Source organism: Pseudomonas sp. 44 R 15 (genome assembly GCF_900004965.1).
Classification (GTDB): domain Bacteria; phylum Pseudomonadota; class Gammaproteobacteria; order Pseudomonadales; family Pseudomonadaceae; genus Aquipseudomonas; species Aquipseudomonas orientalis_A.
In genome coordinates, this window is sequence record NZ_CVTU01000122.1 from 1 (window position 1) to 18,097 (window position 18,097).

14 protein-coding genes are annotated in these 18,097 nt (G+C 60.7%); 3 read left to right on the forward strand and 11 right to left on the reverse strand.

The genetic code is table 11. The annotated features are described in order from the left end of the window. Positions 1 to 2,029, reverse strand: a 2,029-nt coding sequence (locus tag BFP93_RS26305; RefSeq protein WP_176717586.1) for an RHS repeat domain-containing protein, incomplete at its 3' end; no start/stop codon positions are given. A gap of 235 nt (positions 2,030 to 2,264) precedes the next feature. Here BFP93_RS26305 and BFP93_RS26310 point away from each other — a divergent pair. Beyond that, positions 2,265 to 3,350, forward strand: a complete 1,086-nt coding sequence (locus BFP93_RS26310; RefSeq protein ID WP_065895514.1) for a DUF1615 domain-containing protein — start codon at positions 2,265 to 2,267, stop codon at positions 3,348 to 3,350. A gap of 217 nt (positions 3,351 to 3,567) precedes the next feature. Here the strand turns inward: BFP93_RS26310 and BFP93_RS26315 are convergent, their stop codons facing one another. Genes BFP93_RS26315 through BFP93_RS26325 form a run of 3 tightly spaced genes read right to left on the reverse strand, consistent with a single transcriptional unit; the run spans position 3,568 to position 6,150 of the window. After that, positions 3,568 to 4,749: an acetyl-CoA C-acetyltransferase gene (locus BFP93_RS26315; RefSeq protein WP_065895515.1), complete on the reverse strand. Its 1,182-nt coding sequence runs from the start codon at positions 4,747 to 4,749 to the stop codon at positions 3,568 to 3,570. Between the two features lie 11 nt (positions 4,750 to 4,760). After that, the gene (locus BFP93_RS26320) at positions 4,761 to 5,420 is read right to left on the reverse strand and encodes a CoA transferase subunit B (RefSeq protein WP_057725646.1); all 660 of its coding nucleotides are present in this window, start codon (positions 5,418 to 5,420) and stop codon (positions 4,761 to 4,763) included. A 31-nt stretch (positions 5,421 to 5,451) separates the two neighbouring features. Continuing rightward, on the reverse strand, positions 5,452 to 6,150 hold the full coding sequence (locus BFP93_RS26325; protein WP_057725645.1) for a CoA transferase subunit A: 699 nt from the start codon (positions 6,148 to 6,150) through the stop codon (positions 5,452 to 5,454). Between the two features lie 186 nt (positions 6,151 to 6,336). Here BFP93_RS26325 and BFP93_RS26330 point away from each other — a divergent pair, with 186 nt between their 5' ends. After that, entirely contained in the window at positions 6,337 to 7,239 is a 903-nt protein-coding gene (locus BFP93_RS26330; RefSeq protein WP_065895516.1) for a LysR family transcriptional regulator, read from the forward strand. A gap of 58 nt (positions 7,240 to 7,297) precedes the next feature. On the opposite strand, the gene BFP93_RS26335 is transcribed toward BFP93_RS26330, so the two are convergent. The 6 genes from BFP93_RS26335 to BFP93_RS26365 all read right to left on the reverse strand — a co-directional run bounded on the left by BFP93_RS26335 (position 7,298) and on the right by BFP93_RS26365 (position 15,090). Beyond that, positions 7,298 to 7,627 carry a hypothetical protein gene (locus tag BFP93_RS26335; RefSeq protein WP_065895517.1) on the reverse strand — a complete coding sequence of 110 codons (330 nt, stop codon included), beginning with the start codon at positions 7,625 to 7,627 and terminating at the stop codon, positions 7,298 to 7,300. 532 nt (positions 7,628 to 8,159) lie between these two features. Continuing rightward, entirely contained in the window at positions 8,160 to 9,002 is an 843-nt protein-coding gene (locus tag BFP93_RS26345; protein WP_065895519.1) for an NAD-dependent protein deacetylase, read from the reverse strand. A gap of 8 nt (positions 9,003 to 9,010) precedes the next feature. Continuing rightward, positions 9,011 to 9,451 carry a CBS domain-containing protein gene (locus BFP93_RS26350; RefSeq protein WP_065884401.1) on the reverse strand — a complete coding sequence of 147 codons (441 nt, stop codon included), beginning with the start codon at positions 9,449 to 9,451 and terminating at the stop codon, positions 9,011 to 9,013. Between the two features lie 131 nt (positions 9,452 to 9,582). After that, complete coding sequence (locus tag BFP93_RS26355) at positions 9,583 to 11,538, reverse strand: DNA topoisomerase III (RefSeq protein WP_065895520.1); 1,956 nt, start codon at positions 11,536 to 11,538, stop codon at positions 9,583 to 9,585. A 217-nt stretch (positions 11,539 to 11,755) separates the two neighbouring features. Next, positions 11,756 to 13,378, reverse strand: coding sequence for an MFS transporter (locus tag BFP93_RS26360; RefSeq protein WP_065895521.1), 1,623 nt, complete (start codon positions 13,376 to 13,378; stop codon positions 11,756 to 11,758). A 65-nt stretch (positions 13,379 to 13,443) separates the two neighbouring features. After that, entirely contained in the window at positions 13,444 to 15,090 is a 1,647-nt protein-coding gene (locus BFP93_RS26365; protein WP_065895522.1) for a GMC family oxidoreductase, read from the reverse strand. Between the two features lie 129 nt (positions 15,091 to 15,219). Between BFP93_RS26365 and BFP93_RS26370 the strand changes: the two genes are divergently transcribed. Further along, positions 15,220 to 16,113 (forward strand): LysR family transcriptional regulator, encoded by an 894-nt coding sequence (locus BFP93_RS26370; RefSeq protein WP_065895523.1) that lies wholly within the window; start codon positions 15,220 to 15,222, stop codon positions 16,111 to 16,113. A 72-nt stretch (positions 16,114 to 16,185) separates the two neighbouring features. Here BFP93_RS26370 and BFP93_RS26375 read toward each other — a convergent pair whose 3' ends face one another. Then, the gene (locus BFP93_RS26375) at positions 16,186 to 18,045 is read right to left on the reverse strand and encodes a DUF3857 domain-containing transglutaminase family protein (RefSeq protein ID WP_065895524.1); all 1,860 of its coding nucleotides are present in this window, start codon (positions 18,043 to 18,045) and stop codon (positions 16,186 to 16,188) included. Between the last annotated feature and the right edge of the window lie 52 nt (positions 18,046 to 18,097).

An 18,097-nucleotide genomic window follows, 5' to 3' on the forward strand; every position in this document is an offset into this window, starting at 1 on the left:
GCGAAAAACTGGCCCAGTGCCGGACACAGCGCGCGGCTTTACCAGACCTTTCCCACGCCCAAAAGAAACTCGCCCCACCGGCCAATTGCCGCTCGAGAATGACGTGCTCTTCGTCGTACCGATAAGCCTCGCGTTCACCGACGGCATTGGTCGCCGATACCAGTCGTCCGGCGTCGTCGTAGGCGTAGGAAACGACGTTCTGCTCGGTTACCCACACGAAGGGTTCATGGCCTTTGGCGCGATGCACCTGGTAGTCCACCGTCACGATGCGGTCGAACTCATACCGCAAAAAAAGCGAGCGGCCTGCACCGTTATCCAGTCGCTCAATGCGCCCCAACCGATCCCGGACAATGCGCAATCGGTTGTCATACGCATCGCTGATCGCCGTCAGCACGCCGTCTTGAAAGTGATAAAACCGGGAAGACTGGGCCAGCACCAACTCGTCAGGCGCAGACCCCAAGTAGATCGCCGCTTCCGCCAGGCTGTTGGTAATCGCCGGCCGAGCCGCCGTCGGCAAGGGCAGGGTGGTCGAGCGATTCTCATGGTCGGTCCACACCACTGATTCGCCCGACACAGAAAGCCTGTGCGCCAGCGCATGACTCCAGCCAAACCCCAACCCGCAATCCACGTCCACCGCACTGGTGCGATACAAGCGCGTCCACTCTAACGGCAAGATCCCATCCAGCGCGCCATCGGTCAGAGTCAGCAGTTCCTCGCCGGTGACCATCGATACGGGGCAACCGTGAGTAACGGTCTTGTCCGCAGAAGCCGCCGCATCGCCCTTCGGGTTGGACGCCACGGCAGGCACATCATCCACCGGCTCCTGGCGCACCAACGCCGTACGCTGCGTTTTGTTGCGAACCATCGGCCCGGGGTTCGAAACCAGATGCTCGCCAGCCTTCAACGGCGCCACCGGCACTGCCTTGATCGGCGTCGCCGCGCTGCTCAGCAGCACCGGCTTGAGCGCTTCGCTATGCCCGACCAGGCGAACTTTCCCGAACTGCTCGGCTATCTGCTCCAGCCACCTGCGCACCCGGCGCGACTTGATGCCAGCCAGCACTTTCGTGCTTATGCGCAGCACAATACCCATGCCGCCCGTCGCCGGGCCCAATAACAGGTTGATGACGACCTCGGCGCCAATCTCGCCCAGCATTTCGTTCATATAGGGCGGTGGCAGCATGCGCATCCAACTGACCAGCGCCGCCAGGTAAATGAACAGCAACGGCTCGTCGCTCAGCACCAGCAGACCCTTGGCGAGCGTCTCGGCACTTAACGTCAGTAATTTTTCAAACTCGTCCTGGGAAAAGTAATGCAGCAGCTTTTCAGCATTGGCCAGGGGGGCTGACAGCCATTGAAATAACTGCTCTACGTCGTCCCAGATTGAGTAAAGGGAGTCGCTGAAACCTCGGGCATAGGCGCCGTACAGCGAAAGGTAGCGTTCGAGGAAGTTTGCCTCGGAGTACCCCTTCCACAGGGGTTCGAAAGTGGTCCCCCACTCGCTGCGCAACCAGCCTTCCAGTGACGCAATGACCGACTGATAAGAAGCGTACAGCGCCTTGAAATGCTCCGAAGAAACGTCGGGGTAGAAACTGACTCGGTACTTCAGGTTGCGATCACACTCGGTGATTTCCAGAATGCCACTGGGACCGATGATTTTATGGAGTGGGTCCCCCAGCGGACCGCCGTCTGGATCGATGCGCTGCACCACGACCGGCGTGTTGCCGATCGGCACGAATCGCGAACTCTGGAACATATGCACCAGGGTCAACGTGCCGTTGGCTGTACACGTGGCGACCGTGCTGCTGGGAAAGAGGGACCGATTGATCGGCGCTACGAGCGCTACTTCTTCTCCCACCTTGAACACTTGCTCGACATTCAGTGCCGAAAAGCTGAAAAAGCTTTGAGCCCAGGTGTCGTATGGGTGCAGGCAGCCCCGGAAATCGCTGAGGATGGATTCGACGTCCCGCGTCTTTGCGTCCATCGCGGCCAACACCAGGAAGCCAATGGCTTGGCTGGTTGCGTCGATCATGGGTGAGCCCTGTCGATCAGGGCTTTAACCGGAAAAACCATCTGCAATCCCTCGCACTGTTTAATCAGGCGAAGGACTTTGCAGCGGTTTTCAGAGGCGGGGAGTAGAGCTTATCCGACGGTTATGTGGGAAGTTTCAGCCAGAGTCGCAGTGAGTTCGGCATACCCACGAACCCCGGTTAGACTTGCCTGTCGATATCCCCATCGCCCGACCCGCCGTTCACCAAGGAAGCCATATGTATTCAAGCCGCCTGATCCTCTGCCTTGCAACTTTACTGGTGCTGGCCGGTTGCTCCACCTCACGCGGTCCGCAGCAACCCGAGCGCAGCGAGGCCGAGGTGAAGACGCAGATCGTGCGCCTGCTGCCGGCCAAGGTCGCGGATCGCGAAGGTTGGGCCCAGGATATCTACACCGCATTCGACACCCAGAAGATCTATCCCAGCACCGAAAACATCTGCGCCGTACTGGCGGTGACCGAGCAGGAGTCCACGTATCAGGTCGACCCACCGGTGCCGGGCATGGGCAAGATCGCCCAGGACGAAATCCTGCGGCGTGCCGGGAAGGTTCATGTGCCGGCGTTTGTCGTGCGCAGCGCCTTGCAATTGCGCTCGCCCACCGGCAAAACCTACGCCGAGCGTTTGAATGCTGCGCGCACCGAGAAGGACCTGAGCGGGATCTTCGACGATTTCATCGGCGTCGTGCCGTTGGGCAACACGCTGTTTGGCGGCTTCAACCCGGTGCATACCGCCGGCCCGATGCAGGTCAGCATCGACTTTGCGCAGAAACAGGCGCGGGGTTATCCCTACACGGTAGACGGTACGATTCGCCGCGAAGTGTTCACTCGCCGTGGCGGCATGTACTTTGGTATCGCCCATCTGCTGGGCTACCCGGTCAGCTATGACCAGCCGCTGTACCGCTTTGCCGATTTCAATGCGGGTTGGTACGCCAGCCGCAATGCTGCGTTCCAGGCCGCCGTCAGCCGTGCCTCTGGCGCCGAATTGGCGCTGGATGGGGATTTGATTCGCTATGGTTCGTTGCTGCCCGGCACCACTGAACTGGCGGTGCGTTCGTTGGGGGCGAAACTGGACATGCGCAACCCCAGCATTCGCAGTCAACTGGAGCAAGGCGAAGCGTTGGACTTCGAGGACACCACCCTCTACAAGCGCGTGTTCGCCCTGGCTGACAAGGCTGCCGGCAAACCATTGCCACGGGCGATCCTGCCGGGCATCGTGCTCAAGAGCCCGAAGATTACCCGCAATCTGACCACGGCGTGGTTTGCAAAGCGGGTGGATGAGCGCTATCAGCGTTGTATGAAGCGCTGATTTCTTGCGGCGTTTGATCGTTCCCACGCTCTGCGTGGGAATGCCGCCCTGGACGCTCCGCGTCCCGCTTTCGGCGCAAGATCCGGCACCTGCGCAAGGGTGACGCGGAGCGTCACGGGATGCATTCCCACGCGCAGCGAGGGAACGATCAAACGATCAATAAAGAAAAGGCCCGGTTTTCGTGGAACCGGGCCTTTTCCGTGTTGCTCTTGGATCATCAGCCGCGTTCAAGGGCGAGGGCTACGCCTTGGCCGCCACCGATGCACAGTGTCGCCAAGCCTTTTTTGGCGTCGCGCTTGATCATTTCGTGCAGCAGGGTCACCAGCACGCGGCAGCCTGACGCACCAATCGGGTGGCCGATGGCGATGGCGCCGCCGTTGACGTTGACCTTTTCGGCGTCCCATTCCAGCTCTTTGCCCACCGCCAGGGATTGCGCGGCGAAGGCTTCGTTGGCTTCGATCAAATCCAGCTCGCCCAACTGCCAGCCGGCCTTGTCCAGGCAGCGGCGGGTGGCCGAGACCGGGCCGATGCCCATGATTGCCGGGTCAACCCCGGCGTTGGCATAGCTGGCGATTCGTGCCAGCACGGGCAGGCCGAGGGCCTTGGCTTTGGCGGCGCTCATCAACAGCACCGCTGCGGCGCCGTCGTTAAGGCTGGAGGCGTTGCCGGCGGTGACGCTGCCGTCCTTTTTAAAGGCGGGTTTGAGCTTGGCCAGGGACTCGGCGGTGGTACCGGCACGCGGCTGTTCGTCCACGTCGAAGACCAGAGGGTCGCCCTTGCGCTGGGGAATCAGGATCGGTGTGATCTCATCGGCAAACCGTCCGGCCTCGAGGGCGGCGATTGCTTTTTGCTGGGAGGCAGCGGCAAAGGCGTCCTGCGCCTCACGGCTGATGCCGTACTTGTCCACCAGGTTTTCGGCGGTAATGCCCATGTGGTAGTCATTGAACGCATCCCACAGGCCGTCGGTGATCATGCTGTCGATCATCTTGGCGTGGCCCATGCGCAAACCGGTGCGCGCGGCGGGCAATACGTACGGCGCCAGGCTCATGTTTTCCATGCCGCCTGCGATGATCACGTCCGCGTCGCCGCAACGGATCGCCTGCGCCCCCAGGTGCAGGGCCTTGAGGCCGGAGCCGCACACCTTGTTCAGGGTCAGGCTCGGCACGGCGTGGGGCAGGCCGGCGAGAATCGAGGCCTGGCGCGCCGGGTTCTGGCCGCTGCCTGCGGTGAGTACCTGGCCGAGAATCACTTCATCGACTTCGGCCGGGTTGAGGCCGGTCTGCTCCAGCAGGCGACGAATCACCGCAGCGCCCAGTTCAGGGGCCGGGACAGTGGCCAGCGAACCCTGGAAGCTGCCCACGGCGGTGCGGGTGGCAGCAACAATCACGACGTCTTGCATGGAATCTGTCCTCACTGGAAATGCATTTCTGGAACGTGGTCCGGGACGATCAGTTTACCGGCGGTCTTGCTGACAATCTCTTCAACGCTGACGCCAGGTGCGCGTTCCTTGAGGACAAAAGCGCCATTTTCGATTTCCAGGTAGGCCAGGTCCGTCAGCACGCGCTTGATGCAGTGGGCGCCGGTCAGCGGCAGGCTGCATTGGCTGAGCAGTTTCGACTCACCGTCCTTGGACGCATGGGTCATGATCACGATGATATTTTCCGCACCGGCCACCAGGTCCATCGCGCCGCCCATGCCCTTGACCAGCTTGCCGGGAATCATCCACGAGGCGATGTTGCCCTGGACGTCGACTTCAAAGGCGCCGAGTACGGTGAGGTCGACGTGGCCGCCGCGAATCATCGCAAAGGACTCGGCGGAGGAGAAAATCGAGGCGCCGATGCGTGCGGTGACGGTTTGCTTGCCGGCGTTGATCATGTCGGCGTCAATGGTGTCTTCAGTCGGGAACGGCCCCATGCCGAGCAGGCCATTCTCCGATTGCAGCATCACTTCCATGCCGTCGGGAATGTAGTTGGCCACCAGGGTTGGAATGCCGATGCCGAGGTTGACGTAGAAACCGTCCTGCATTTCGCGGGCGACGCGTTGAGCCATTTGTTCGCGGGTAAGAGCCATGGTTGATTCCTCTTATTGTTCTGGACGTGGATTATTTGCGGACGGTGCGCTGTTCGATGCGCTTCTCGAAGGTGCCGCAGATGATCCGGTCGACGTAGATGCCAGGGGTGTGGATCTGCGCCGGGTCCAGTTCGCCCGGTTCGACGATTTCCTCGACTTCGACCACGGTGATCTTGCCGGCGGTGGCGGCCAGCGGGTTGAAGTTCTGGGCGGTGTGACGATAGATGACGTTGCCGAAGTGATCGGCTTTCCAGCCTTTGACGATAGCGAAGTCACCGGTGATGGACTCTTCCATCAGGTAGGGGCGGCCGTTGAATTCGCGGGTTTCCTTGCCTTCGGCGACAGGAGTGCCGACCCCGGTGGCGGTAAAGAAGGCCGGGATGCCGGCGCCGCCTGCACGCATTTTTTCCGCGAGGGTGCCCTGGGGGGTCAGCACCACTTCGATTTCGCCGCTGAGCAACTGCTTTTCGAACAGAGCGTTTTCGCCCACGTAGGAAGCGATCACCTTGCGGATCTGCTTTTCTTCCAGCAGCACGCCCAGGCCGAAACCGTCGACGCCGCAGTTGTTGGACACCACGGTCAGGTCACGGGTGCCTTTGCGCTTGATCTCATTGATGAGGTTTTCCGGAATGCCGCACAGGCCAAAACCCCCGGAGAGTACGGTCATGCCGTCTTCCAGGCCTGCCAGCGCTTCTTCGTAGGACGCCACGCGCTTATCGAAACCTGCCATATGCACCTCTTATTGTTTGTGGGCCAGCCAATGGACCGAGTGTTGCGCTGAAGGATTGATTTGTTAAGTTGTTTTTTAAGGTTGATTGGTTTGGAAAACAGCATAATCAGCCTCAAGCCGCAAGCTTCAAGCCTAGTCGGCGACTGCTTTGACTTGCAGCTTTCAACTTGTCGCTTGGAGCTTCCTATGACCATTAAACAAATGCGTGCCTTCCTGGCCGTGGCCCAGAGCCTGAGTTTTGCCGCTGCGTGTGAGCGTCTGCACCTGTCCCAATCGGCGCTGAGCCTGACGATCAAAGGCCTGGAAGAAGGCCTGGGCGGGCGCCTGTTCAGCCGCAATACACGCAATGTCGCGCTGACGCCCGAAGGCGAATCCCTGCTGCCGCTGGCGCGCCGATTGATTGCCGACTGGGACAACGCCGAGGACGAACTGCGCCAACGCTTCACCCTGCAACGCGGGCGTGTAACGGTGGCGGCGATGCCGTCATTTGCCGGCAACCTGCTGCCACCGATCCTGAAGATATTCCGCGCGCGTTACCCTCAGGTGAACGTGACGGTGCATGACTTGATCAACGAGCAGGTGCTGGAGATGGTGCGCGATCGCCAGGTCGAACTGGGCGTGGCGTTCGAGCCGTCCGATGGTTCGTCACTGGTGTTCACGCCGTTGTACCTGGACCGGTTTATCGCCGTGGTACCGGGCGATTCGCCTTTGGCGCAGGTGGCCGAGATCGACTGGAAAACGCTGCTGGAGCAACCCTTCATTACCCTCCAGCGTCCATCGACGGTGCGGGTCATGCTGGAAGAGCACTTGGGCGCCTTGCAGATGAAACTGCCCGTGGCGCTGGAAAGCCATCAATTGGCTACGGTGGGCAAGATGGTTGCCAGCGGCTTGGGGGTCAGTGCTGTGCCGGCATTGTGCGCACGGCAGATGGAGGAGGCGGGTGCCCGTTGCATCACCTTGACCGGCCCGGTGATCGAGCGGCCTATTGGCGTACTGACCAAGCCTGGGCATGAACTGTCGGCAGCGGCGCAGGTGCTGTTCGATATCTTTAAAGATGAAGCGGGGAAGGGGCGGTTTCCAACTTTTTGAGTACACCACATAATAAAAGTGGGGACTGGCACGCCAGCCCCCACATTAGAACAACTACTTAGTAGTAACGATCTATCACTTTAACTTGCGAGCTGTCTTTGAAAGACGCCCAGGCATTGTTAAGTGTGTCGAATACCTGCTCGATGAAGTTGCGATCGGCCGCCGCTTTCTTGCCGACATAACCCTGGCCGCGACGGTACATCTTCAGGCGCGCCGCCAGTTCACGGTGATTGCGGTCGAACTCGGCTTCTTCGGTGTGAGGCGCTACGCAGTCAAGTTGAACTTCGCCCGACTTTCCAATCCACAGGATATGGTCGTCGAGTGTGTCTTTCTGCACGGCAAACATCTCAGCCAGTTCATCGATAGTGGGTTGGTTGTTCAGATTCATGTGTAAGCCCCTTGACCAGTTGGCGATCTATCAATTGATTCGTTAACACTTCAAAGTTGTCTCCGGCTCAGAAAACCGGGCGTCAGTGACGGTCTGCCGAATACGGGCAGGGTCGTGAACCGATGCATGTAGTTTTGCTGATGAACCGCTACGCAACGCTTTCATAACGAAGACAAGCAGCGCTTTAGCTCCTTGTACCGTTCCCTTTCGGGGCCAGTCAGCTTCATCAATCTGCCTTGTGGGCAGTGCACATCCGGAAAAACAGCTCGGCGGTCAGACGAGCCTGTTCAAAACGCGTGTTACCAGCACTCCCGATCCGGGAGACGTCTCGATAATGCAAGGACAAAAAGCTTACGTCAACGATTATGTAGTGATTATTTTTAGGCACTACATAAATCGTTGTGGGGGCGGGGAGATGCAGGAGAAACGTGACTTGGGCGTCATTTTTCGTGCGGTGGGTCGCGTGATAGCGTTTGGTAAAGTGGATAAGTTGCACGCGGCGCCTTTGGGTTTTTTGCGAGCACGCTCGCTCCTACACGCGCTCGACCAGCAGAGGTAATAATTGCTCACACTGCGCTTCGATCTTTATCTGCAGGAGCTCATCCCCGCGGGTCTTGCCCAGGTTGATGGCAATCACCGGCTTGCCTTGTTCCACCATTGCCTTGCACAGGCGAAACGCCCAATAAGCCATCAGCGATGATCCCACTACCAGCAGCCCCTCGGCATCGTTCACGGCAGCCATCGCTCTGGCTGCGGTAGCAGGCGCCACGTTTTCACCAAAGAACACCACGTCCGGTTTCAGCCGTTGCCCCCCGCAGTGGGGGCAGCATGGGACCTGGAAGTGCTCCTCGAAAACAGGGTCGAGCAAGGTATCGCCGTCAGGCGCCTGCACCGCATGGACGTGCGCAAAGTGCGGGTTGTCGATTTCCATCCGCCGCTGGATAGCGTCGCGCTCGCTGCGCTGCCGGCAATCCAGGCACAGCACCCGGTGCAAGCTGCCATGCAACTCGATCACCTCGTGGCTGCCGGCCTGATCGTGCAGCGTGTCGACGTTTTGCGTGATCAGGCCACTGATGATCCCACGTTGCTGCAACGTCGCCAGGGCCTGATGCGCCCTGTTCGGTTGGGCAAGGCGCACCCGTGGCCAACCCAGCATTGCCCTGGCCCAATAACGGCGGCGTGCCTGCGCGGTGGCGAGGAACTCCTGGTACATCATCGGCGCTTTGCCCCGGCGCACGCCTTCGCCGTCACGGTAGTCGGGGATACCCGACGAGGTGCTGATGCCCGCACCGGTCAGCACCAGGAAGCGCTTTTCGACCATCGCCCGGTGCAGCGTGTCGAGGTGGTCTGCTTGATGTTGCAGCGTGTCGAGCATGGGATCTCCTATTCGCCGCGGATGTACTGCTCCAGCTGTTTGATCAAGGCGGCTTGTTCAGCAATGGCTTCCTTGACCAGGTCGCCGATGGACAACAGGCCGAGCAGTTTGCCGTCTTCGACGACCGGAAGGTGGCGCAGGTGACTGTCGGTCATGATGTTCATGCACGCCTCGACCGTTTTATGGGTATCTACGGTGATGACCGGGGAGCTCATCACGTCGTCAACGCGGGTGGTCACCGACGACAGCCCCTTGAGGATGAGTTTGCGGGCGTAATCGCGCTCGCTGATGATCCCCACCACTGCGCCGTCCTTGACCACTGGCAAAGCCCCGACGTTTTTCTCGGACATGCGCACCAGCGCCTCGAACACGGTGTGGTCCCACTGGATGGTGTGGACCTCCTGGTTCTTCTGGTCCTTGGCTTTGAGCAATTCTGCGACGGTTTTCATGGCGGCCACTCCGGTGTTGTTGTTAGGTAGTCAGCTATCCCCTACAGAATCCTAGACGCACTACGTCGCAGCAAGGTCCAAAGCGGCGTCAAACCCGTCGAAAAGCGTCATTCGCCGGATTTTTTTGCGTTTTAACCGGCATTTGCCGGCCTTTTTGCCCGTTTGGGACTGGTCGCCGTCTTGCGTGGCGCGCTCTTGCGTTTGTTTTTCCATGGCGCCGCGCCTTTGATTGCCGGGCTGGCGGGGGCGGTGATGGTCATGCGCATGCCAGTGCAGCGAGCCACCTGCTTGCTCATCCACGCGGCTTGTTTGGCGACGAATTCTTCCAGGCTCATTTCGCCGCTTTGCACCATATCCAGCGCCTGTTCCCAGATGGCGGTGGTGCCGGGGTCGGCGATGGCACGGGGTACGGCATCGATCAGGCTGAACGCGGCCGGGGTGGCCGACAGTGCCTTGCCGTTTTTCACCAGGTAACCACGGTCCAGCAGGCCCTGGATGATGCCGGCGCGGGTGGCCTCGGTGCCAATGCCGGTGGTGTCCTTGAGTTTCTGCTTGAGCAGTGGGTCTTCCACCAGCTTGGCGACGTTTTTCATTGCCTTGATCAGGTCGCCTTCAGTGAAAGGCTTGGGCGGTTGGGTCCACAGGTCCTTGAGGTTGACCCTGGCCACCGCGCAGTCCTGGCCTTGCACCAGCATCGGCAAGGCTTGGGGAGTAGCAACGTCCCGACCTTTGGCGGGGGCAAGGGCTTCGGGCAATGCGCGTTTCCAGCCCGGTTCGATGATGACCTTGCCCACGGCACGCAACGCCTGGCCTGCACAGTCGAAGTCCGCCTGGGTTCGGTCGTATTCATGGTTGGGCAGAAATTGCGCCAGGTAGCGTGCGCGTATCAGCGTGTAGACCGCGCGGTGCTTGCCGGTGAGTTGCCCGACGTCCTTGCCGGCCCCGGTGGGGATGATGCCGTGGTGGGCGCTGACCTTGGCGTCGTTCCAGGCGCGTGAGCGGCGCTGGGGATCAATATGCTGCATCAACTCGGCCACCGCTGCATCCGCGCGGCCGAGTGCGGCGAGAATCTTTGGCGCTTCGCTGTGCTGGCTCAATGGCAAATAGCCGCAATCGCTGCGCGGGTAGGTGATGACCTTGTGGGTTTCGTAGAGCGATTGGGCGATATCCAGGGTTTCCTGGGCGCCGAGGCCGAGCTTTTTGGAGCAGATTTCCTGCAGGGTGCCGAGGTCGAAGGGCAGGGGGGCGGCCTCGCGCATGCGTTCGGTGCGCAGCTTTACCAGTCGCGCATCGGCCGCGTGGCTCATGGCGTCGGCGGCGTCCCGGGCCAGCTGCGGGTTGAGGCAACGGCCCTGGTCATCGCAGGCATCGTCGGTGGCGCGCCATTGCGCGGTGAAGGTCATGCTTTGGTGGCGCAGGTCCACGTCGATGGCCCAATACGCCACGGGGATGAAATCGGCGATGCTGCGGTCACGGTCGACCACCAGGCGCAGGGTAGGGGTTTGCACGCGGCCGACCGGCAATACGCCCTGATAGCCGGATTGACGTCCGAGCAACGTAAACAGGCGGCTCATGTTCATGCCGATCAGCCAGTCGGCACGGGAGCGGCCCAGGGCCGAGTGATACAGGTTGAAGGTGTGTGCGCCGGGCTTGAGCGCGGCCAGGGCCTTGCGGATGGAGGCATCATCGAGCGCCGACAACCACAACCGCTGGATCGGCCCGCGATAACGGCAATGTTCCACCAGCTCACGGGCGATCATTTCACCCTCGCGGTCGGCGTCGGTTGCGATCACCAGTTCCCTGGCTTCCCCCAGCAGACGCTTGACCACCTTGAACTGGCTGGCGGTTCTGGGCTTGACCTGCATCTTCCATTTTTCCGGGACGATCGGCAGGTCGGCCAATACCCAGCGCTTGTATTTGGCGTCATAAGCGTCAGGCGGAGCGGTTTCCAGCAGGTGGCCGATGCACCAGGTGACCGTGACCCCATTGCCCAGCCAGCATCCATCGCCCCGACGACTGGCGCCGAGCACGGCCGCGATGTCCTTGGCTTGGGAGGGTTTTTCACAGAGGTACAGCTGCATGGTCATCACATCGTATTGGTTGATGCCTTGCAGGATGCTTAGTCAAAGCGAATTGAGCAACTGTTATCTGTATGGATGTACAGCAAATTATGTAGGCACCACAGATGAATGTGGGAGGGGGCTTGCCCCCGATAGCGGTGTATCAGTCTTGAAGACATCGACTGAACTACCGCCATCGGGGGCAAGCCCCCTCCCACAGGGGATGTGCAGTGCTTAAGGCAACTCAGTTATTGTCGATATCCACATGCCGCGTTTCCTTCAGGCAGAACAGCCCGACGATCAGGCTCACGCCGGTCACCACCACCGGGTACCACAAGCCATAGAAGATATCCCCGGTGTACACCACCAGGGCAAACGACACGGTGGGCAGGAACCCGCCGAACCAGCCGTTACCGATATGGTAGGGCAGCGACATCGAGGTGTAGCGGATGCGTGTCGGGAACAGTTCCACCATCAGCGCCGCCAAGGGGCCGTAGCACATGGCTGCGATCAGGATCAGTGCCACGATCAGCGCCACCACCATCACCTTATTGACCTGGGCCATGTCCGCCGAACTCGGGTAGCCGGCCAGCGTCACTGCACCACGCAAGGCCGCTTCATCAAAACCATCGATACTGACGTCGCCCACATTGACTTGTACCGGCGTGCCGGCTGGGGCGGCGACGCTGCTGTAGGGCAGGCCCTGCTTGACCAGGAAGGTCTTGACCTTGTCGCACGGGCTGTCAAAGCGTGCCTTGCCCACCGGGTCGAACTGGAACGTACAGGTGGCCGGGTCGGCCAGCACGGTAATCGGTGCCTGGCGGCTCGCTTGGTCCATCGCCGGGTTGGTGTAGTGCGCCAGGCCCTTGAAGATCGGGAAGTACAGGAAAGTCGCCAGCAGCAGGCCAAGCATCAGCACTGGCTTGCGCCCGACCTTGTCCGACAGCCAGCCAAACAGGATGAAGAACGGCGCGCCAATCACCACGCTGATGATCAGCAACATGTTGGCCAGGGCCGGGTCCATCTTCAGGAACTGGGTGAGGAAGAACAGCACATAAAACTGCGCCGCATAAAAGGTCACCGCCTGCCCGCCGTTGATGCTGAACAGTGCGATCAGTACGACCTTGAGGTTTTCCCACTTACCGAACGAGTCGCGGATTGGCGCCTTGCTGGCCTTGCCTTCCTCTTTCATTTTCAGGAACGCGGGCGATTCGTGCAGGCTCATGCGAATCCAGGTGGAGATGCCCAGCAACACGATGGAGAACAGGAACGGAATACGCCAGCCCCATACCTCGAACTGGTCGCCGGTGAAGTAACGGCAGGCCAGTACCACCAGCAACGACAGCAACAGGCCGAGGGTGGCGGTGGATTGAATCCAGCTGGTGTGCAAGCCACGTTTGCCGGCAGGCGCATGCTCGGCCACATACGTGGCGGCGCCCCCGTATTCACCGCCCAGCGCCAGGCCTTGCAGCATGCGCAGCACGATCAGAATGATCGGTGCGGCGATGCCGATGCTGGCATAGGTCGGCAGCAGGCCCACGCAAAAGGTGGCCACGCCCATCAGAATGATGGTGACGAGGAAGGTGTACTTGCGCCCGATCATGTCGCCCAGGCGGCCGAATACCAGCGCGCCGAACGGCCGCACCACGAAGCCTGCGGCGAATGCCATCAGCGCAAAGATAAACGCCGTGGTGTCGTTGACCCCGGCAAAGAACTGCTTGCTGATCACCGCCGCGAGGGCGCCGTAGAGGAAGAAGTCATACCATTCGAAAACCGTCCCGAGGGACGAGGCAAAAATGACTTTCTTCGAGTCGTTGCCGGTGCTCGCATCCATCGCCGAGCCCAGGGGTTGAGCATGTTCTGACATCGGGTAACCCTCACAGTGATTATTTATTGTTGTTCCACTGTCGGCGCCGGGTGCGGCGCCGCTATTCAGATTGCGTGAACCAGTTCTCTCTGCGGGGCGAGGCTCCTTGTGTTCGGTGAGAGGATCAACTGCGCGGCCTTCTCGGCGATCATCAGCGTCGGTGAGCAGGTGTTGCCCGAGGTAATGCGCGGCATGATCGAGGCGTCGGCGATGCGCAGGCCCGGCACGCCATGCACGCGCAGCTGTGCGTCGACCACGGCGTCCTTGTCATCGCCCATGCGGCAGGTGCCCACCGGATGGAAGATGGTCGTGCCGATGCGCGCCGCGGCTTCGTGCAACTGTTCTTCGGTTTGCAGCGCGTCACCGGGCAGGTATTCCACCGGCTTGAACCGGCTCAGGGCCGGCGCGGCCACGATTCGCCGGGTCAGGCGAATGGCGTCGGCGGCCACGCGCAGGTCTTCGGGGTGGCTGAGGTAGTTGGGCTGGATCAGCGGTGCGTCCGCCGGGTTGGCAGAGCGGATATCGATGCGCCCGCGGCTGTGTGGGCGCAGGTCGCAGACCGAGGCGGTAAAGGCCGGAAACGCGTGCAGCGGTTCGCCAAAGCGCTCCAGGGACAACGGCTGCACATGGTATTGAAGGTTGGCCGAGGTCTGCTCCGGGCCGGAGCGGGCAAACGCGCCAAGCTGGCTGGGCGCCATCGACAGCGGCCCGCTGCGGTCATACAGGTAGCGCAGGCCCATGCCCATCTTGCCCCATACGGTGCCGGCAATCTGGTTCAGGGTGCGCGCGTTTTCCAGCTTGTAGATCAGGCGCAGTTGCAGGTGGTCCTGCAGGTTGCCACCCACGCCCGGCAGTTCATGCACCACGTCGATGCCCAACGGTTTGAGCACGTGGGCAGGGCCGATACCCGAGCGTTGCAGGATGCCTGGCGAGCCCACGGCACCGGCGCACAGCACGATTTCCCTGCAGGCTTTCCAGCTCAGTTGCTGGCCGTGCCGGCGCCCGATCACTTGGGAGGCACGGCCGTTTTCCAGCACCACGCGGTCGACCTCCACCTCGGTCAATACCGTCAGATTGAGCCGTTGGCGGACCGGTTTGAGAAACGCCTTGGCCGCGTTCCAGCGCACCCCGGCCTTCTGGTTGACCTGGAAATAACCGCAACCTTCGTTATCGCCCTGATTGAAATCGCTGATATTGGCGATGCCGCTCTGCTCGGCTGCGTCGCGAAATGCATCGAGGATCGGCCAATGCAGGCGCTGCTGCTCGACGCGCCATTCGCCGCCGTCGCTGTGGAATGGCGAATCGCCGGCGAAATGGTTTTCGCTGTGCTTGAACAGCGGCAAGACATCATTCCAGGCCCAGCCCGGGTTGCCTTGCGCCGCCCAGCCGTCATAGTCCCGGGCCTGGCCGCGCATATAGATCATGCCGTTGATGGACGAGCAACCGCCCAGTACCTTGCCGCGTGGGTAGCTCAGGGCGCGACCTTGCAGGCCGGCCTGGGCCTGGGTCTTGAAGCACCAGTCGGTGCGCGGGTTGCCGATGCAGAACAGGTAGCCGACCGGAATATGAATCCAGGCGTAGTTATCGCGACCACCGGCTTCCAGCAGCAGGACGCGATGGGCCGGGTTGGCGGACAGACGATTGGCCAGCAAGCAGCCGGCGGGGCCGGCACCGACGATCACGTAATCGTATTCAGCAGTTGCAGTGGGCATCTGGGGCCTCGCTTGTTTTTCTTATTGGCTCCATCCTAGTTGTTAGTTTTCGTCTTAAAAATGTTAGTTTTTGCCCAGCTGCTGTGCGTTTTTAAACAGCGCTGCCCACGCGTGCGCAAAGGAGGCGATATGTTCGACTGGAATGACCTGCGGTTTTTTCTCGAATTGCAGCGCAGCGGCCGCTTGCTCACCGCCGCGCAACGCTTGAAGACCACGCACGCCACGGTGGCGCGGCATATCGAGGCCATCGAAAAAAGCCTCGGTACGGCGCTGTTCGTGCAGCACGCCCAGGGTTACGAGCTGACGCCGTCCGGCGAAGCCCTGCTCAAACATGCCGAAGCCATGGAAAACGTGGCGCTGCTGGCCGAAGACGAACTGACCCATTGCGCGGCGCCCCTGGGCAAAATTCGCCTGGGGGTGGCGGAGGGCCTGGGGGTGATGTTCCTCGCCGGTCGCATGGGCGGGCTGTTTGAGCGTTATCCCGGCCTGGAAGTGGAACTGGTCGCGGTGCCGCGCTTTGTCAGCATCCTCAACCGCGAAGCGGAAATCAGCATTCACCTGGAACGCCCCAGCGTCGATCAGTTGGTGACCCGCAAACTCACCGATTACCGCCTGGCGCTGTATGCCAGCCGCACTTACCTTGAGCGTCATCCGCTGATTGAAAAACGCGAAGACCTCGCGGCCCATGCGTGGATCGATTACGTCGATGACCTGCTGTTCAGCCAGGAACTGAAATTCCTCAGCAGCTTTTGTCGCAGTCCCAAGGTGGTCTTTCACAGCACCAGCGTGATTGCCCAGCACCAGGCCGCGCGATCCGGCCTGGGGATCGCGGTATTGCCCTGTTTCATGGCAGCGGGCGATGCGCAGTTGGTGCCGTTGTTGCCGGGGGAGAGCATCCAGCGCAGTTATTGGATCAGTTCGCGGCGGGAGTTGCACAAGTCGGTGCGGTTGCGGGTGTTGTGGGATTATGTGGTGGAGTTGTGCGCGCGGGAGCAGGGTTTGTTGCTTGGCGAATCCAACTGAAGGAACCTGATTGAAATGTGGGAGGGGGCAAGCCCCCTCCCACATTTGAACCCTGTTATGTCAGGCAGGAATTTAGAGCTTCACCACCTGATGCACCTGCTCGGCACAGGCCCGAGCCTCGTCAATCATCTTGCCGAATGCATCACTGACCACTTCATCATGGGTCAACCAGCGCTTTTTCTGGCTGAGGCGATAGTGATAGCGCAGCGTGCCATCCTCCAGTTTCCCGTCCAAGTTCAGGTCGTACCAGGGCGAGCGCACTGCGCAGCCGGGGATGGCTTTTTCCATCTTGGCGCCTGTCAGGGTATAGGTGTAGTCATAGGTTTCAGGGTTGCCCAGATACAGGTCGGTCTGTTGTCCCTGACGACGGTAATTGATGTAACTCTCCCAGCGATCTTGCAGTGACGGATCGGTGTAGACGTAATCATTGCCCAGCTTTTCCAGGGCGCGCTGATCGTTCATCCGTGCACTGACGCTGTAGCCGTCGTGCACCACAAACTCGGTGGGTTCACGGGTGATCCGGCAGTCGCTGATGCCATTGCCGAAGTTGGCGCAGATGTCCTCATCGGTAGCGGTAGTGCCCTGCTCGCGATCAGCGACGCTCAGTTGCATCAGCGGCAGGCGGCTGAACGTGATAGTGGCCTGGGTAGCGCCATGGCCTTGTTTGTCGTAGTGCACCTGTTTGTCCATGCGCAGGCTGGTTTCCGGACGCTCCATGGGAATGTGGTCTTCACGTACCTGTCCCTGGGCGTTGTTGACCAATGCCCAGCGGTCCTGAATATCGGGCATGACCTGGCCGGGGGCGAAGACCGGATTGGTGGGGTCCAGCCACCACACCTGACCGTCCACTTCGGCGCGAACGATCACATGGTTTGGCGCGTTGGGGCCGGGAATCAACAAGGCGTTCACCCTGTAGCCACGGCTGACCCACGCGGTCTCGGCCTTGATGCCACTGGCGTTGAGCATGGCGCTGAGCAGGACCGCCAGGTCTTTGCAGTCGCCATAACCATGGGCCTCGATGTCCTTGAGGTCGAACGGTATATAGCCACGCCCCGTCGCGCGCCAATCGTCCAGGTAACGGTAGTGATCGTTGATGTGCTGCATCAGGGCGGCTACCCGTTCGCCGGGTGGAAGGGCCCGAACCCGGGCCACGGTCGCTGCGCTGTCGGGGGGCAGGGCGGCATCGAGTATCTGCTTGTAGCGTTGGGCCAATTCGCCGAAATAGGCCTGGCGGTCCAGGGAGCTTCCCACTTCGATATGCGCCTGACGCCGGTACGCGCTGTCGGCTGGCTCATTGATATAGTTTCGGTAAACCGGGGTCTTGCGCACGATCTCCAGTGCCTTGCCGTCGGCTGACGGGGTCACGGTAAATCCTTCGAAATATTCACTGCGCCACTGGATGGGCGTTTCGGCAGTAAAGCGCGCCTTGAAGTGATCGCTGCGAATGGGGCCTGCACCGAACATGAGGCTGTAGTGAAATTGGGATATCAGCGCTTGTGCAGGCTGATATTTACGTACCGTGTAGCTGATCTGTGTGCCAACGCGAAGGTTTGGAAAGGCCAGGGAGGTCTGTTTATCCCGCGTAAACCCATGTTCGGAACCAGGGGCGGTGCGGGTGTCGATGTGTTGGGCGCTCAGGCTGACGGGCTTGCCGCCAGGCTGGATTGTCTGCGCGCTGATGACTTCAAACCGGTCATCTTCGGCGTAATCGAAGTCGATGCGCGAGAGCATTTCGCGCCCGCTGGGCTTGAGAATGGTGTAGTGCTCGGTGGTGGTGCAGTCGGTACTGGCGTCGCGATTGAAGTGGCAGTGCAATTGGGTGTCGCTGGCCAGTGGCGCTTCGGCGACAGGTTGCAGGGCTGCGCAGACGGTATGGGAAACCAGCCCCAGGCTGATGGCAATCAAAGGGCGGTGAAACGAAAAACGGTACATGGGCGCCTCGGGTGACACATTGAAACAACTACCCGACGGGTAGTGAGAAGGC

Bases quoted from the DNA above. Each gene is read 5' to 3' on its own strand.
- BFP93_RS26370 (WP_065895523.1), top strand. From the start codon at position 15,220: ATGTTCGACTGGAATGACCTGCGGTTTTTTCTCGAATTGCAGCGCAGC.
- BFP93_RS26335 (WP_065895517.1), bottom strand. From the start codon at position 7,627: ATGAATCTGAACAACCAACCCACTATCGATGAACTGGCTGAGATGTTT.
- BFP93_RS26330 (WP_065895516.1), top strand. From the start codon at position 6,337: ATGACCATTAAACAAATGCGTGCCTTCCTGGCCGTGGCCCAGAGCCTG.
- BFP93_RS26315 (WP_065895515.1), bottom strand. From the start codon at position 4,749: ATGCAAGACGTCGTGATTGTTGCTGCCACCCGCACCGCCGTGGGCAGC.
- BFP93_RS26365 (WP_065895522.1), bottom strand. From the start codon at position 15,090: ATGCCCACTGCAACTGCTGAATACGATTACGTGATCGTCGGTGCCGGC.
- BFP93_RS26325 (WP_057725645.1), bottom strand. From the start codon at position 6,150: ATGGCAGGTTTCGATAAGCGCGTGGCGTCCTACGAAGAAGCGCTGGCA.
- BFP93_RS26345 (WP_065895519.1), bottom strand. From the start codon at position 9,002: ATGCTCGACACGCTGCAACATCAAGCAGACCACCTCGACACGCTGCAC.
- BFP93_RS26355 (WP_065895520.1), bottom strand. From the start codon at position 11,538: ATGACCATGCAGCTGTACCTCTGTGAAAAACCCTCCCAAGCCAAGGAC.
- BFP93_RS26375 (WP_065895524.1), bottom strand. From the start codon at position 18,045: ATGTACCGTTTTTCGTTTCACCGCCCTTTGATTGCCATCAGCCTGGGG.
- BFP93_RS26350 (WP_065884401.1), bottom strand. From the start codon at position 9,451: ATGAAAACCGTCGCAGAATTGCTCAAAGCCAAGGACCAGAAGAACCAG.
- BFP93_RS26360 (WP_065895521.1), bottom strand. From the start codon at position 13,378: ATGTCAGAACATGCTCAACCCCTGGGCTCGGCGATGGATGCGAGCACC.
- BFP93_RS26310 (WP_065895514.1), top strand. From the start codon at position 2,265: ATGTATTCAAGCCGCCTGATCCTCTGCCTTGCAACTTTACTGGTGCTG.
- BFP93_RS26320 (WP_057725646.1), bottom strand. From the start codon at position 5,420: ATGGCTCTTACCCGCGAACAAATGGCTCAACGCGTCGCCCGCGAAATG.